13 protein-coding genes are annotated in these 16,036 nt (G+C 71.0%); 11 read left to right on the plus strand and 2 right to left on the minus strand.

Features of this window, described 5'->3' with window-relative positions; all coding sequences use genetic code 11:
- Together GHC57_RS07305 and GHC57_RS07310 are read right to left on the minus strand one after the other, a co-directional pair.
- Positions 1 to 435 (minus strand): transposase (locus GHC57_RS07305; RefSeq protein WP_246152189.1); only part of this gene is annotated, 435 nt, incomplete at its 3' end.
- A 111-nt stretch (positions 436 to 546) separates the two neighbouring features.
- Positions 547 to 1,515, minus strand: coding sequence for a helix-turn-helix transcriptional regulator (locus GHC57_RS07310; RefSeq protein ID WP_170294741.1), 969 nt, complete (start codon positions 1,513 to 1,515; stop codon positions 547 to 549).
- Between the two features lie 114 nt (positions 1,516 to 1,629).
- Here GHC57_RS07310 and GHC57_RS07315 point away from each other — a divergent pair, with 114 nt between their 5' ends.
- From GHC57_RS07315 to GHC57_RS07365, 11 genes are all read left to right on the plus strand, one after another.
- Positions 1,630 to 2,958, plus strand: a complete 1,329-nt coding sequence (locus tag GHC57_RS07315) for a vWA domain-containing protein (protein ID WP_153342725.1) — start codon at positions 1,630 to 1,632, stop codon at positions 2,956 to 2,958.
- The gene (locus tag GHC57_RS07320) at positions 2,955 to 5,051 is read left to right on the plus strand and encodes a WG repeat-containing protein (RefSeq protein WP_153342727.1); all 2,097 of its coding nucleotides are present in this window, start codon (positions 2,955 to 2,957) and stop codon (positions 5,049 to 5,051) included. The genes GHC57_RS07315 and GHC57_RS07320 overlap by 4 nt, the downstream gene beginning before the upstream one ends.
- 201 nt (positions 5,052 to 5,252) lie before the next feature.
- The gene (locus GHC57_RS07325; protein ID WP_153342729.1) at positions 5,253 to 5,936 is read left to right on the plus strand and encodes a hypothetical protein; all 684 of its coding nucleotides are present in this window, start codon (positions 5,253 to 5,255) and stop codon (positions 5,934 to 5,936) included.
- Positions 5,933 to 8,803, plus strand: a complete 2,871-nt coding sequence (locus GHC57_RS07330; protein ID WP_153342731.1) for an Ig-like domain-containing protein — start codon at positions 5,933 to 5,935, stop codon at positions 8,801 to 8,803. The genes GHC57_RS07325 and GHC57_RS07330 overlap by 4 nt, the downstream gene beginning before the upstream one ends.
- 248 nt (positions 8,804 to 9,051) lie before the next feature.
- Complete coding sequence (locus GHC57_RS07335; protein WP_153342733.1) at positions 9,052 to 9,675, plus strand: paraquat-inducible protein A; 624 nt, start codon at positions 9,052 to 9,054, stop codon at positions 9,673 to 9,675.
- Entirely contained in the window at positions 9,672 to 10,295 is a 624-nt protein-coding gene (locus GHC57_RS07340) for a paraquat-inducible protein A (RefSeq protein WP_153342734.1), read from the plus strand. The genes GHC57_RS07335 and GHC57_RS07340 overlap by 4 nt, the downstream gene beginning before the upstream one ends.
- Complete coding sequence (locus GHC57_RS07345; protein WP_153342736.1) at positions 10,288 to 12,012, plus strand: PqiB family protein; 1,725 nt, start codon at positions 10,288 to 10,290, stop codon at positions 12,010 to 12,012. The genes GHC57_RS07340 and GHC57_RS07345 overlap by 8 nt, the downstream gene beginning before the upstream one ends.
- 33 nt (positions 12,013 to 12,045) lie before the next feature.
- Positions 12,046 to 12,726 carry a PqiC family protein gene (locus GHC57_RS07350; RefSeq protein WP_153342738.1) on the plus strand — a complete coding sequence of 227 codons (681 nt, stop codon included), beginning with the start codon at positions 12,046 to 12,048 and terminating at the stop codon, positions 12,724 to 12,726.
- A 636-nt stretch (positions 12,727 to 13,362) separates the two neighbouring features.
- On the plus strand, positions 13,363 to 14,577 hold the full coding sequence (locus GHC57_RS07355; protein WP_153342740.1) for a transporter substrate-binding protein: 1,215 nt from the start codon (positions 13,363 to 13,365) through the stop codon (positions 14,575 to 14,577).
- Positions 14,574 to 15,191 (plus strand): ANTAR domain-containing response regulator, encoded by a 618-nt coding sequence (locus tag GHC57_RS07360; protein ID WP_153342742.1) that lies wholly within the window; start codon positions 14,574 to 14,576, stop codon positions 15,189 to 15,191. Before GHC57_RS07355 ends, GHC57_RS07360 begins: the two co-directional genes overlap by 4 nt.
- Positions 15,188 to 16,036 carry an ABC transporter permease gene (locus tag GHC57_RS07365; RefSeq protein WP_153342744.1) on the plus strand — a complete coding sequence of 283 codons (849 nt, stop codon included), beginning with the start codon at positions 15,188 to 15,190 and terminating at the stop codon, positions 16,034 to 16,036. Before GHC57_RS07360 ends, GHC57_RS07365 begins: the two co-directional genes overlap by 4 nt.

Consider the following 16,036-nt stretch of genomic DNA (forward strand, 5'->3'; position numbering starts at 1 on the left):
GGGGTGTGCGAAGGTGACGGTTTTCTTGGATGTGCGGACGGTCATGGGAGACCTCCACGTCGCGACGATCCCGGCAGAGGGGAGGCGGGTGGAAGGGCGCCCCCCTTCCGGTCCGGTCATTTCGGCTTCTGCGCCGACGCCACGTCGCCCCCGTTCCAGGGACTGCGGAAAGAACGGCTCGTCGCAGCCCCGGCTCTTGGGAACGGCCACGGTGACGGTGCCGGCGGGCGTGTCCACCTTCTTCGGCTTGTAGCCGTTGGCGTAGCCCCGGCGCCCGTCGCTGCGCTCGTAGGGGCCGGCGCCGAGGTGCCGGTCGCGCTCCATCCGCATGGCGAGATTGAACAGCGCCGTGAACGCCTCGGCCATGCCCTCCGGCCCGGTCTGGATGAGCTGTTCCATCAGCGCGGCGATGACCTTACCCTGAGTGTCCTGCAATCCGGGTCTCCTTTGGCGAGTGAGAAAACCGGACTGGAGGGTAGCCCATCCGTGGGGCGCGCCCCACGGATGGGCACGCAGGTGCGCCCCCACGAACAAAATTTCCAGACATCAGGTTGCACAGCCGTTCGGCCCGCACCGCCCCTGTCGGGCCGCGATCACGGCCAGCCTGTGGCGCTGCCCCGCGCCGGTCTTGTCCAGCACGGCTTCGCAGTGGCGGCGGGCCGTGTTGAGGCGGATACCCAGATCGGCGGCGATCTCCGCCGTCGAGCGCCCCGCCAGCAGCAGGCGGGCCGTCGCTGTCTGGCGCTCCGTCAGGTCGAAGCACGCCGCCAGCCGCGCCGCCAGATGCTCCACATCCGGCCCCGAGACCGCCAGATACGGAGTCGGGGCCTCGCCGGTCGTCAGTTCGGGCAGGGGCAGGTGCAGCAGCGCATCCGCCGGCGGCGGCGCGTCCCCCGCCACGATCCGCGCCGGAAGATCGGCCTCGGCCATGGCTTTCTCCAGGCGCTCGCGGTGCCGGCTGCGCCGGTCCAGACCCTGGAATCCCTGCTCGAACGCGGGCAGCAGCAAGGCGAGGACAGCCTTGATCCGGTCTTCCTCGCGCGCCAGTCCGTCGCCATCGTCGTAGCCGAACGCGAAAACGGCCTCGCCCACCGACAGGCGCGCGGTCATGCCGATGACGTGATGCATGCCGGCGGGGCCGAAGCCCTCGCGGTGATACCGCGCCGCGACGATGCGGTCGCGGTGAGCGAACTCCCGCTCATGATAGATGCCGGTGCCCAGCCCGCGCCGGGTGCGGTTCACCCGATCCAGGTCCGGATCGTGCGTCCGGATGTTGCCCTCGCGGTCCACCCCCGCGAAGGTCTCGGCCATGTAGGCGGCGATCTGCGGGCCGGCCCGCCAGGTGGTCAGCCAGGGCTGACCCTCGTTCAGCCAGGCCCCCATGGCCGCATCCGCGTGAACCAATGCGCCGATGTCCGCCAGCAGCGCCTGCACCCGGGACGGGTCGAGGTCAACGGCCAACAGCCCCCGTTGCACATCGGCGATGTGGCGCGCCAGGGTTTCGTCGATCTCCATCAGGGCCTCCTGCGTCGGTCGCGGCGTCTCTAGTGCATCTGCACCAAGACGGAACGCGCGCGCCGCCCCTACGCTCCACCCCATCACTCAGGTTTTTGCGGGAAAGGACGCCCCATGATGAGACTGCCCCTCACCTGGATGTTGAGCGCGGCCCTCGGGTTCGCCGGCCTCCCCGCCGCCGCACAGGCGGACGACTCCCAGGGCACGACCATGATCGTGCTGGACGGATCCGGTAGCATGTGGGGCCAGATCGACGGCACCGCGAAGATCGAGATCGCCCGGGACGCCATCGGGCGCATGCTGGCGGACTGGCCGACCGGCCGCCATCTCGGCTTGATGGCGTACGGTCACCGCAGCGAAGGCGACTGCGATGACATCGAGACCCTGATCGCGCCGGGACCGATGGATGCGGCCGCTGTCGAGGCCGCCATGGCCGGTGTTTCGCCGCGCGGCAAGACGCCGGTGGGCCGCTCGGTCCGGGCAGCGGCCGACGCCCTGGGCGACGGCGGCCCGGCGTCGGTCATCGTGGTGACGGACGGCCTGGAGAACTGCGGCGCCGACCTGTGCGCCCTGGGCGAGTCGCTGGCAGGCGGCAACACCGGCCTGCGGGCGCATGTGATCGGCTTCGACATCGCCGAGAGCACCGAACAGCTTGCCTGTCTGGCCGAGGCGACGGGGGGCCGGTACCTGCCGGCCTCGGACGCCGACAGCCTCAACGACGCCCTGCGGCAGGTCGCCGAACCGGCGCCCGCGCCCGACCCCGAACCGGCCGGTCCGCTGGCCGTGGACGAGTTCGAGCGCGACGCCCTGGGTGACGCCTGGACGGTCCAGAACCCCTCGCCGCAGCACTTCATCCTGGATGGCGGCACGCTGGTCACCATGACCGTCCGATCCGGCAACATCGACGATGCGGACCAGCCCAACGTTTTCCGCTGGACCGGGGCCGACCTGCCCGACGGCGACTGGGAGATCGCGGCGGACTTCACCGCCGAGATGGGCGAGGTGCAGACCCTGGGCGGGCGCAAGGCGGTGATCGAGGTCGGCCGCTTCCAGGACCCGGACACCCATGTCGTCGCCCGGCTGTATCGGCAGGGCAATTCCAACGACGACATGCACCTTCAGGTCACCAGCATGGCCGGCGGCACGGACACCAGCGATTCGGTGGAAATCGCGGGCGACACGCGCGGCTATGACCTGGCGCGCATCCTGGAGGATTTCGAGACCAAGGGCGCGCGGCTGGTGCTGGCCAAGTCCGGCCGCGAATACACCGCCCGGCTGGAGATGAACGGCTGGGCCATGACCGACGGCGGACCGCAAGTGATCGAGACCCAGCCCGTCCAGATGCTGCGCAGCGCGGGGGCGCCCGCGCTGTTCACCGGTACGTGGGGCGACAAGCAGACCGTCGTGAGCTTCCGGCGCGTGGAAATCAGGGGGACCGAATGATGCGGACGCGCAACTTCTTCATGGGCGCGAGCGCCGTCCTGGTGGGCGCGACGCTTGCCACTCCGGCCGTCGCCGGTCCGTGCGGAACGCCCACGACGCCGGACGGCGCGCCGTCCGCCCTCTACCCGCTGCCGGACGGCGCGGACTGGGGCTATGTGGACCGGACGGGCACATGGGCGCTGGCGCCGCAATGGCGGCAGGTCCGGCCCTTCGCCGAAGGGCGCGCGGCGGTGGAAACGGCCGAGGGCTGGGGCGTGATCGACACCACCGGCGCCTGGGTGGTCCGGCCCGGCGCGCGCGATGCCGACGGTGTCGTGGTTGGTGAGACGGCCTATCCCCTCTCGCCTTACAAGCCGTTTTCCCAGGGGTGTTCGGCCGTCACCCCGGCGGACGGGACCCCGCACTACATCACCCGCGACGGCACCCGCTGGGACCCGCCGGCCCTGGAGGGCGCAACCGTGGCCGAGCTGGGATCCTTCAGCGAGGGGCTGGCCGCCGTCACACTGGGGCCTGACGCCTCGCACAAGCGCCCGCGCACCGGCTGGATCGACACGGACGGCGCCTGGGCCATCGCCCCCGAGTTCGCCGGGGGCGGCGCGTTCGCCGACGGGGTCGCGCCCGCGTCGCTGTCGCCCGACAACCACGGCTATATCGACCGCACGGGCGAGATCGTGTTCCCCCACAAGTTCGTTCTGGCGGATGCCGCGCCCGTCCGGAACGGGCTGGCCCGTCTGACGTTGAACGGCGAAACCGGCTTCTGGGACGGCGCGCTGGAGGGAAACGACTGGGCCATCCGCGAGATTACGTGGCCGGAGGGCCAGACCGCGGCCATCGACCGCGCCGGGGATTTCCATGACGGGCGGGCCGCCGTCCATCCCGCGCGGAGCCTGGGGCGGCTGGTCTGGATCGACACAGAGGGCGCTGTGCAGGTCGATCCCGGCGCAAGCGGACGCCTGAGTCTCTGCGCGCCCGAGCGTCTGGCCCCCTACACCAACGGCCTGCTGCCGTTGATCGTCGCCAAGGGCGGGAACATCTGCGGCAAGGGACCGGACATCACCTATCAGGGCGAGGACCCGCGCCTGGGTGAGCACGCGCCGCTCTGGGTGGTCGGGTATCCGCAAGCCAAACTGGTCTGGCTGGATCGGGACGGCGCGGTGGCGATCGACTCGGCGGCCTGCCGGGCCGACCCGGGCCACGAGCCGCTTGCGACCACCCGGGACGACGGATCGCTCGCGGCGGCCGCCTACCGCCTGACCTTCAGCGGGGCGGCCACGGGCGAGACCGCGCCGCAGCGCGCGGATGCGCCCTGCAACCGATCAGAATACACCGGCCAGATCGAGGGCACCAACGCCGGGGGCCCGTGGCGCATTTCGCTGTCCGGCGCGGCCACATGGCAGGGGCACCCGGTGGACACGACGCTGTCGCTCAGCCTGCCGGCTGACCTTGCGCCCGGGACCCATGCGTTTGGGCCGATCACGGACGACGCCGCCGTTTCGGCGAACCTGTGGATGAGCCGTCCTGATGTCGGCCCGCAGGCGGAGCGGCCGCCGTCCTTCGCCAGCCAGCCGGGCGGCGAACTGGTGCTGGAGCGCCGCGACACCGAGGCCGCGACCGGGCACTTCACCGTCCGCCTGTCCACGCTGGAGGGCGAGCCCCAAACCGTCGAGGTGTCGGGCCGGTTCAATGCGCTGCCCTACACCTTCGCGCCTGAAGTCCAGGTCAAGGACATCACCGGCGTGCTGAAGATCATGGCCGAGGAGATGGATGACCCGTTCGTCTCCCTGCTCTATCCCGCCACCGCCAAGACCGATGGAGACGGTCTGCGCATCACGCTTGGGAAGTGGGGCCCAAGCCTGAACTTCGCCTTCCCCGAGGACCATCCCGACGGCCCGTTCGAGGCGGGGCCGGGCAAGCCGGTCTCCATTCGGGTGGGCACCTCGCCGGCCACGGCAACCGGCACACTCCGCACCGAAGACGGCGTGGCGTCGGGCACGTTCCAGGTCCGGATGGTCGAGACCCCGAAGGAGGACGTGCCCGCCACGACCGTGACCGGGGCCTTTAGCCATCTGGCCATCCAGACCGAAGGGGACTGAGCCATGCGAGGCGCATCGGCCGGGGCCCCCGGCGGCACTGCCGAGGCCAGGGCCTTCGGGACCGTCACCCCCGACACCCCCCGGCCCCATCGGGTCAGTCCTTGACCAAGGATCGGCGATGCCCCGGACACGTCCGGGCCATCGCCTCCGCCGCTTCTCGGCGCCGGCCCGGTCGGGCCGGTATGACAGAGGAGGAAGACAATGCTCCGTCGCCTGATCCGCACCGTCCCGCTCGCCCTCATCGCTATGACCGCACCGGCGCTCGCCGATGGCACCGTCGTCTACGAGGCGGACGCCGGCAAGATGGGCCGCGTCTCCATGACCGACCGCTGGCAGGGCGACACCCTGCGCGTCGAGGTCGAAGGCGTGGACGCCACCATGCTGCTCAAGGACGCCACCGTCTATTCCATCACCAACGCCGGGGGCCGGATCATGGTGCTGCCGATCAGCGATCTGGCGGGCATGGCCGGGGCGTCCGGGGCGCAGGGCGCGTCCCGGAACACCGGGATGGTCTTCCCGACCCGCATCGACGCCATCACGGACACCGGGGAGCGCCGCACCGTGGCCGGGATCGACGGCACCGTGTACGAGGTCACCTGGCGGGACACGCAGGGCACCACGCACACCAGCACGGCCGTGCTGACGGATCACCCGCGCCTGCTCGAACACCAGGCGGTCAAGATGCGCTTCAGCCGCACCGTGGCCAACGAACCGCCGAACCCCTTGATGACGGCGCTCGACGACCGGGGGCTGGCGCCGCTCACCTTCGGGGACCGATTCGCCGTGCTGGAGGTCCTGGACGGGGCCGGACCGGCGGGGGACTTCGTGCTACCGGCCGAGCCCATGGATCTGCGCGGCATGACCGGCGGCCTGGGGGTGCAATGACCCGCCCCGGTCTCCCTCTCCGTCTCCTGGCCCGCGCGGCGGCGGCGCTCGCGCTGCTGCCCGGGTCGCTGGCGGCCCAGGACCGGGACTGCCCGGCCACGCGGCCCCCGGCCGAGCCGGTGTGCTCGGTCGCGGGCATGATCCAGGCCGTGAACCCGCCGCGCGCGGGCGACGCCTTCGGCAACCTGAACCCGGAGGCGTTCGCCGGGGGCGCCAACGCCGACCTGATGCCGGGTCAGGCGAGCCTGTCGTTCTCGGGCGCTGTCGCGGCCGGGGGCGCGGCCTGCGCCCGCCACCTGTCGGCCGTGCGCCGTGGCGGGACGGAGGGCGTTCCGGGCCTGAGCCCGGGCATGGCCGAGTTTCTCGAAGGGGCCATGGACAGCGCCGTGGACGTGCCGGTGGCCGCTGGCGGCACCCGACGCGCGGTGTTCGAGGTGTTCAGCCCCAACGCCATCGCCTTCCAGGGGGGCAGCCTGCACGAGCCCCTGACCCTGCGTCATGACGGGGTCGGCGGCTGGCCCCGCAACGCCGGCGCCCATCTGGTGATCGCGCTGACGGATGCCGGGCCGGGCGACCTGGAAGCCGGCGGCTCCTATCAGGCCCGCGCGGTCGGCGCGGACGGCGACGGCGATCCGATGCGCCTGTACACGGCCTGGACCGGAAACACGCGCTGGGTGCCCTACGGACCACCCAACTCGCCGCAACAGGCCCGCCGACAGGCCGAGGAAAAGGCCATCTGCCGGTCGCTGCGGCAAACCCATCTCACCATGCTCGACCGGATCGGCATCCCCCTGGACGCGACCGAGGGCCGGCTCATGCGCGACTGGCGCTGCGACATGCGCCGTGTCGCCCAGGCCGGCACGCGCACCGAGATCGACGGCGGCACGCTCACGGGCACGGTCACCATCGAGCGGATCACCGAAACCGCGGTCATCGGCCGCTTCGAACTGTCGGGCCCGGTGGATCGGGAGTGGACGAGCCGCGTCTGGCGCTATGGGAACGAGACCGGGCTTCTTGCGGGCGTGCGCATCGTCGAACGCCAGACCGATCCGCGCACGCTGCGGGTCAACGGCCGCTTCGCCGCCCCCAACATGCGGCGCATGGGCTATGCCATGTCCACCCGCGAGATCGCCCAGGCCGCCGCGAGCGGATCCGGGAATGCCTCAGGCCCGACCCTGGAGCTGATCGAACACACGCCCGCGCGGCAGGCCTCGAATGTCTCGTGGGAGACGCCGGGCCTCCGCCTGACCTTCAACCGGCCGCTGGACCCGGCCTCGCTGGTGCCGGGCGCGGTGCGCGTGGAGACCGCGTACGGCGACGGCGCCGGGGGCGAGACCATGCGCCGGACGGATGTTGCTCTACGTCTGGCGGATGCCGAAACCATCGTCGTGGTCCCGGATGCCATCCTGCGCGACGGCGTGCGCTACCGCGTGACCGTCCCCGGCGGCGCGGCCGGCCCGCGCGGCGCGGAGGGCGCCACGCTCCCCACGGATCGGGTCTTCACGTTCGAGACCATGGTGGATCTGGACGACATCCAGACGGTCGAGGGTCTGCCCCCCTTCCTGCGCGCCCGGGAAGGGATCGAGAGCAACACGTTTCAGGTGGCCATCGACGCCCCGCTGGTGCGCGACAAGCCGGCGGTCATCCGCACCTATGTGAAGTGGGCCCCGGACCCGGACATCGCCGACGGCTGGGAGGTCACCGACTTCCGCGCCCATGTGCGCGCCAGGAACGCGGACGATCCCGACGGGCCGCCGCTGGCCCCGGAGCTGGTGAACATGCGGATCAAGCGGCCGGACACCTACACGCCCCGGGAAATCCGCATGGCCGAAAACACCGTCAACCTGTTCGGCTGGACGCCGCAATACGAGGAGGCGAGCGCCGTGCGGGTCGAGGTGGAACCGGCGCGCCAGTGCGGCACGCCGCGCGTCTTTTCCGCACCCGAACCGCTGGAGTGGCATCCCCTGGAGCGCGAGTTGCGGGTCGGCTACGTGTTCGCCAAGGTCGGCCCGTGGCGCAACGCGGTGCCGACCACCATGATGCAGGAAGGCCGCCGCGTGGCCCGCGAGGCCGAACGGTTCGCCCGGCAGCAGTTCCCCGTCCAGGATGTCACGGTCAGTTACGCCGGCGAGGTCACGGTCGGCCCCGACCTGCACGACGAGTTGGCGGGCCGGTTCCCCGGCTTGGAAGCCGATGGGTTGCCCGACGTTCTCACCGGGGACGACAGCCGCCTGTGCCCGGACGAGACCTGGACGGAAAAACAGCTCCGCCTGTTCAACATTGTGGTCGGCGACACCCGCCAGGCCGTCCGCGACCATCTTCTGAAGGCCGTGCATGACGGCATGGCGGCGGGGGGCATGAGCGCGGACTATGACGCCACCGTGGTCTTCATGCCCTATGAGTGGATCGGCCTGGGCGGCGCGGCCAACTATGACCTGGGCCGCGACTGGGACGGGTCCGCGCCCGACTTCGCCTTTCCCACCATCGCCATGTCCCTGGTCGGCCCGGACTCCGGCAAGACGCCGGTCCACGAGATGGGCACGGTGACCCACGAACTGGGGCACGTCTTCGGTCTGGACCACATCCCGGCCGCCTCGGACGCGGCCGCCACCCCGGGGGAGCGCTGTCGTGTTGTGAAAGACACCCTCAACACCCGCATGGACGGGATCGAGGGCATGCGCCTCGATCCGGATGGCCGGGGCGCGCTCAACAAGTCCAGCGAGGAGGGCAACGCCGAGCACAAGCACGCCCTGTTGCCGCTGATGCACCCGAGCGGCCTGCCCAAGGCGCAGCAGTTCATCACCCGCGAGCATTACCTGGAGTTGCTCGACGCCATGGGTCCGATGGGCGCGGTCCCCGCCCGGTAGACGGCACCAGCGGACGGGTCGGCTTCGTCGCCGAGAAGGCGCATCCGGCTCCACTCCCGCCCCACGGCGTGCCGTGTTCGGGGACCGGACGGCTTGGCAGACACGCGCACCGTCCTCACTTATTTCATGGGGGCCGTCCGGTCGCCTCCTCGGACCGGCTGGCGCGGCTGCGTCGACCCCACGACGCGGCGGGGACCGTGATCCGGACGGGTTCCGAGTCCCGGCCCGCAGGATCAAACGAGGTACGGATGACCACTGTGGCCGAGGCGACCCTCGCGGCCTGTCCGGAGTGCGACGAGTTGCATATCCGTCGCCCGCTGCGGGCCGGGCAGCGCGCCCAGTGCCGCCAATGCGGCGCGACCCTCTACCGGGAGCCCCGGCGCCGGTCGGACCACATGCTGGCCGTCGTGACGGCGGCCCTGGTCGTCTTCGCGCTCGCCAACACGTTTCCGATTCTTGTTCTGCAGGCGCGGGGCGTCACCAACGAGGCGACGCTGCTGGGCAGCGTGGCCGCGCTGTGGACGGAGGGACAGCCCCTGGCCGCCGCGTTGGTGTTCGTGACCGCGTGGCTGTTTCCGCTGTTCGATCTGCTCGCCCTGTTCCTGATCCTGCTGGCGGTCAGGATGGACCGGCGCCCCTCGTTCTTTGCTCCGCTCCTGCGGACGCTGCAGGCCCTGCGACCCTGGGGCATGATCGAGGTCCTGATGCTGGGCGTGCTGGTCTCGCTCATCAAGCTGTCCCGGATGGCGGACGTCGTGCCGGGGGTGGCCCTTTGGGCCTTCATCGCCCTGACGGCCCTGCTTGCCGTCATTCTGTCCTACGATCTGCGTGTCCTGTGGCGGTCCGAACCCCGGCCGGGAGGGACGCCATGAAGGCCCTGTCCGCGGGCCTGCGCGCCTGTCTGGTCTGCCGGAGCGTGTGCGATGCCACGGGCGTCGGCGCGGCGCCGGTGCGCTGCCCCCGCTGCGGCGCCGCCGTGCATCCCCGCAAGGTCGAGAGCCTGGCGCGGACCTGGGCCTACCTGATCGCGGCGGCCATCCTTTACGTCCCGGCCAATCTGTTGCCGGTGATGCAGACGACAACCCTGTTCGGAACCTCTCGGGACACCATCATCGGCGGCGTGGCCTACTTCTGGTCCTCGGGATCGCCCGAACTCGCGGTGCTCATTTTCGCGGTCAGTGTGGTCATTCCCATGACCAAGATGGGCGCCCTGGCCACGTTGGCCTATTGGGCCGGACGCGCCACGGGTGTCGATGCCCATCGGCTGAGCCGGATTCACCGCGTGGTGGAACTGGTGGGACGATGGTCCATGCTCGACGTGTTCGTCGTGGCCCTGATGGCCGGCATGGTGCAGTTCAAATCGCTGGCCACCGTCGAGGCCGGCCCCGGCGCCGCGGCCTTCGGCGCCGTGGTGGTGTTCAGCATGCTCGCCGCCAGCAGTTTCGACCCCCGCCTGCTCTGGGACAAACACGGACACCCCGACCATGCCTGATGACGAGACCGGCGCCACGCGCCCCACCGGCGCTTCTGAACCGCGGATCGTCGAACCCCGGCGCGGCCGGCCGTCCCTTGTGTGGGGGATCCCGCTGGCGGCTGCTCTCATCGGTCTGGCGCTGGTGGTCAACACGCTGGCGCAGCGCGGCCCGACGATCACGGTGTCGTTCGCCTCCGCCGATGGCATCCAGGCGGGCACGACCAAGGTCAAGTATCGCGACGTCGATATCGGCAGCGTCACCGATGTCGCCCTGAGCGAAGACAGGTCGCGGATCGTGGCCACCATTGATCTGGTCCAGCGGGCCGAATCGTTCGCGGTGGAGGGCACCCGGTTCTGGGTTGTGCGGCCGCGCTTCGCGGGCTCCGGCATCACGGGTGTGGGGACCCTGCTGTCGGGGTCCTATATCGCGGTCGATCCGGGGCCCAGCGACACGCCGGAGACCGCCTTCGTCGGCGAGGAAGAACCGCCCGTCGTGGCCTCCGATGCGCCGGGGACACGCTTCGTTCTGAACGCGGACGCGCTCGGATCGCTGGACATCGGATCGCCCGTGTATTTCCGCGGAATCCAGGTCGGGCAGGTCGAGCGCTTCTCGCTCGACCCGGACCGGAACCGCATCAGTCTGGGCGTCTTCGTGAAATCGCCCTACGACCGGCTGGTCACGGGCGAAACCCGGTTCTGGCACGCCAGCGGCGTGGACCTCCGGATGGATGCATCCGGGGTCACGCTGCGCACCCAGTCCATCGCCACCATTCTGCTCGGCGGCGTCGCGTTCGAGACGCCCACCTTCGCCAGCCATGCCGAGCCCGCCGCCGACGGGCACGCGTTCGCGCTGGCCTCCGACCGGACGGCGGCATTGAAGGCCCCGGACAGTGATCCACAGACGCTGGTCCTGCACTTCCCGCAGAGCGTGCGGGGCCTGTCCATCGGCGCGGCCGTGGATTTCCGAGGCGTGGAGATCGGGCGCGTGCGGTCCATGAATGTCGAGTACGACACCGTCAGCGGCGCCTTCACGGCCCGGGTGGTGGCCGACACCTATCCGCAGCGCCTGGGCGGCGACATCGAGACGTTTTCGCGTCAGGCGACCCCCGAGGAAAGGCTGGCCGTGCTGGCGGACCTGATCGACCGGGGGCTTCGGGCGCAGTTGCGCTCGGGCAATCTGCTCACGGGCCAACTTTACGTCGCTCTGGACTTCTTTCCGGACGCGGACCCCGTTTCCTTCGATCCGGACAGCGAGCCGCCGGAACTGCCGACCGTTCCCAGCGATCTCCAGGAGCTGCAAAACCAGGTGCAGACGGTGTTTCGCAAACTCGCCCGGATCCCATTCGATACGCTCGCGGAGGACGTGCAGGGCGTCATGGCGGGCCTGGAGTCCACCCTGGCCCGGCTGGATACGGTGGTCGCGGCCGTGGAGCGCGAGACGCTGCCCGATGTGGGCCGGGTGATGACCGGGCTTGCCTCCGCCCTGGCGCGGCTGGAGGCTCTGGCGGACACATTGAATACGGCGGTCCTGCCGGAGTTGGCCCGCTCGGGCCGCGCCCTGAACCAGACCCTCGGGACCATCGAGGACAGCCTGGCCGGCGATGCGCCCTTGCAGCAGGAAGCGCGACAGGCCCTGCGCGCCGTTTCCGAAGCCGCGCGCTCGATCCGGACCCTCACCGACAGCCTGGAACGGAATCCCGAAGCGTTGCTGACGGGCCGCCCCACTGACGGGTAGGATGGGGGTCCGTCATCCCGTGAAGGCGTCCGTATGCCCCGCATGACCATGTCCGCCGGCCCCCACATCGCGCGCGCCATCCTGTGCGCATCCCTGCTGATCGGGTGCGTGTCCTCGCCGCCGGTGCGCTACCACACGCTGACCACCCCCGGGGCCGCCGATGTCGCCGGGGACGACTCGGCATCGCCCCAAGTGCTCGTCCAGATCCTGCCGGTCGCCGTGCCGGAAGGCGTGGCGCGGGACGGCATCGTGCTCAAGGACCCGGGGGGCCAAGTCACCGTGCTGCAAACGGACCGCTGGCTGGCGCCCGTCGCCGACGACCTGAAGCAGGTGGTCGCCGATGGCCTTTGGCAGTCCGTGCGGGCCACCGACACCTATGACGCGCCGGTCCCGGGGGGCGCGACGGCCTTGCCCCGATACCGGCTGTCGCTGCGGGTCGAGCGGTTCGACGCCATCCCCGGCCAGGCGGCCGCCGTCGCGGGCGCCTGGACACTGCGATCGCTCTCCGATGACTCGGCGCACGTCTGCCGCTGGGCCGGCTCGCAGCCGCTTGAAGGCGCGGACGGCGCCGCCGCCGCCGCTGCTCTCGGCCGCGCAAGCCACCGCCTCGCCGCGCGGATCGGCGAAAGCCTGCGCCGGGCCGTCTCAGGCGCCGCAGACGTGTGCGGCCCGGTCTCGCCCGCCTCCGCCCCGATCGAAGGGTCCGCACGATAGGGGCGCGTGCGGGCCGACCGCCACCCACGCGGTGGCCATCAGCGTGATGACCGCGATCAGCAGAAGCTGGACCGGGTGGGGCTCCGGCATGGCGAACAGGTGCGCCGGCCCGGCGTTGACCTGCGGCACGCCCAGCCCCGGACCGGGTCCCGGCCCCGACCCTGCCCTCCCATACAGGGCTCCGAATCCAGATGACAGGGGTGTCATGGTTCGTGCCTCATCACCAGATCCTTCGCGCCTTTAGGGCGCTCAGGATGACACTCTCTATTAAAGGTGTTTCATCCTGAGGGAGCCCCCGCGACCATCGTTCCGATGGTCGCGCTCCTTTGCGGCGACCGAAGGACCTCGTGAGGCGGGTTTCCCCCCATCCGTGTCACGGAACGCCAATCCGGATTCGGAGCCCTGCCCCCCCATAAAACGGGAATTGACAGGACCGTCCCGAATTCGGACGATACCACCCGTGCCCACTTGGTGGGCGATCGCGAACCCGCGATGAAAATACCGGCATTGGTCGCCGGACCGGCACAAAGCGCCTCGCCGCCCGTGGCTGAACGCCTCGGGGGGGATGGCGCTTTTTTTGTTTCCGGGCCGCCCGAACGGGGGTGAGGCCGCTGCGGAGAGGGGAACACCGGGCGCATGACCCGCGATTCGACGGACCATCCGGTCGGGCTGCTGTACTCGACCACCGGCAGTTATGCCGCCATCGGGCGCGATGCGCTGGACGGCGCGCTGATGGCCGTGGACGAGGTCAACGCGGACCCCGCGTTCCCCTTCACGCTCGCCCCGGTCACGGCGAATCCGGGCGGCGTCACCGAGACCTACCACCGCGACTGCGCGGCCATGCTGCGGGAGCACGGCTGCCGCCACGTCATCGGCACCATCACCTCGCTGAGCCGCAAGGAGGTGCTGCCGATCATCGAGAAGCATGATGCCCTGCTGTGGTACATGTGCCCCTATGAGGGGTTCGAGTGCAGCGAGAACATCATCTACCTCGGCGCCGACCCCAGCCAGCATATCGTGCCCCTGTTCGCGCATGTGCTGACGCGCTACGGCACGCGCGGCTACCTGACCGGGTCGAACTACATCTGGGGCTGGGAGACCAACCGAATCGCGCGCGAGCTGATCGCGGCCAGCGGCGGCGAGGTGGTGGCGGAACGCTACCTGCCCATGGGCTCGGAGGACGTGGCGCGGTTGGTCGCCGAGATCCGCGAGAAGCGGCCGGACTTCGTGCTGAACACCCTCATCGGGCCGTCCAGCTACGCCTTCTTCCGCGCCTATGCCGCCCTGGCGGCGGCGGACGAGTCGTTCCGGCCGGAGGTCCGCCCCGTCGTCAGTTGCAACCTGACGGAATGCGAACTGGGTCTGGTTGGGGACGCGGGCATCGGCCACCTGTCCACCGCGATCTGGTTCGACGACGGCGCCACCCCGACGGCGCGGGCGTTCGGCGGGCGCGCCCGCGAGCGGTTCGGCGCGGACCGGCGCTGCTCGGCCAACATGGTCAACGCCCACGCCGCTGTGTGGCTGCTGGCCCATGCCATTCGCGCGACCGGGACGGCCGCGCCGGCGGCGGTGCGCGACTGGATCGTCTGCCATGGGGTGGAGACCGCCCTCGGCGAGACGCGCGTGGATGCCGCCACCCAGCACACCCCGCAGGTTCCCTGCCTGGCCCGGATCGCCGACGGCGGCCGGTTCGAGGTGCTGGCGCGCGCCGCCGGGCCGGTCAGCCCCGATCCCTATCTGAGCCGGCTCGATGCCGCCGCCCTGACCCGGGCCGACGGACGCGGCCTGCCGTCGGCGCTGCGACCGTTCGGAGGCGGGGCGCGGCCGGCGCTGCGGGTGGTGACGCCATGACCGGCCGTCGCGTTCCGCTGCCGAACTTCCGGGGCGCCCGCGCCGTGGTGCTGCATCGGCCGTCGCCCCAACTGGAGGCGCTGACCCGCCAGCTCGACCGCATCGGCCTGTCGGTCGTCCGCCTGTGGCCGGAGCTGGACGCGGCCGCCGTCGCCGCCGCGGACGTGCTGTTCTTCGACGGCGACATGTGCCACGACGAGCAGTTCCCCTGGCCGCCGGGCGACCCGCCCGTGCCCCTGATCGCGCTGGCGGCCTCGGAAGCACCGGGGCGCCTGGAGTGGATGCTCGCCCAGGGCATCTGCGCCCATCTGCGCAAGCCGGTCGGCGCCGGCGGCGTGTTCAGCGCGCTGGTGTTCGCCGACCATGCCCTCGCCCAGCGCCGCGCCCTGGCCGACGAGGCGGCGGACCTGCGCGACCGCCTGCGGCGCCGCCCCCAGGTCGCGCGCGCCCTGATGCGGCTGATGGCCGAGGAGGGGCTGGACGAGAACGCCGCCTACCGGGTTTTGCGGGCCGCCGCCATGCAGCAGCGGCGCAGCATCGAGGACTACTGCGAGGCCATCGTCGGCGACGACGGCGCACCCCCCGCGCCCCCCCGGCGGGAGGGCCTGTCATGAGGGTGCTGCGGGCGCTGGTGCGGCGCAAACTGGCCCTGTTCGGGTTGGTCATCATCATCGTCGTGGTCACGGCGGCGGGTCTTGCCCCCTGGATCACGCCCTATCCGCCCGACCGGCAGATGTTCGACGGCCTGACCCTGGAGGGCGCGCCCCTGCCGCCCAACGCCCAGTTCTGGCTGGGCACCGATCTGCTGGGCCGCGACCTGCTGTCGCGCCTGATCGAGGGCGCGCGCACGTCGCTGATCATCGGTGTGGCCGCCAACGGGGCGGCGGTGCTGATCGGCACCCTGGTCGGGGTGACCGCCGGCTTCTTCGGCGGCTGGATCGGCGCCATCCTGATGCGCGCCACCGACCTGATGATGGCCTTTCCCGCCTTGCTGCTGGCGATCGTGCTGGCGGCCCTGTTCACCCCCTCGCTGTGGATCGTCGCCCTGGTCATCGCGATGGTGAACTGGGTGCAGGTCGCGCGCGTGATCTACACCGAGACCCGCTCGCTGTCCGAGCGCGACTTCATCGAGGCCGAATGGGGCATCGGCGCCGGCCGGGCGCGCATCCTGTTCCGGCACATGATCCCGCACTTGGTCTCGACCATGGTCGTGTGGGGCACGCTGGGCATCGCCACCACCGTGCTGCTGGAGGCGACGCTGTCCTACCTGGGGGTGGGGGTGCAGCCGCCGACGCCCTCGTGGGGCAACATCATCTTCGAGAACCAGACCTATTTCACCAGCGCGCCCTGGCTGGTGTTCTTCCCGGGGATCGCGATCATCCTGCTGGCCCTGTCGTTCAACCTGGTCGGGGACGCCCTGCGCGACATCCTGGACCCGACGCAGAAGGGGCGACACTGA

The sequence above is a fragment of the Roseospira navarrensis genome, from assembly GCF_009601025.1.
Classification (GTDB): Bacteria; Pseudomonadota; Alphaproteobacteria; order Rhodospirillales; family Rhodospirillaceae; genus Rhodospira; species Rhodospira navarrensis.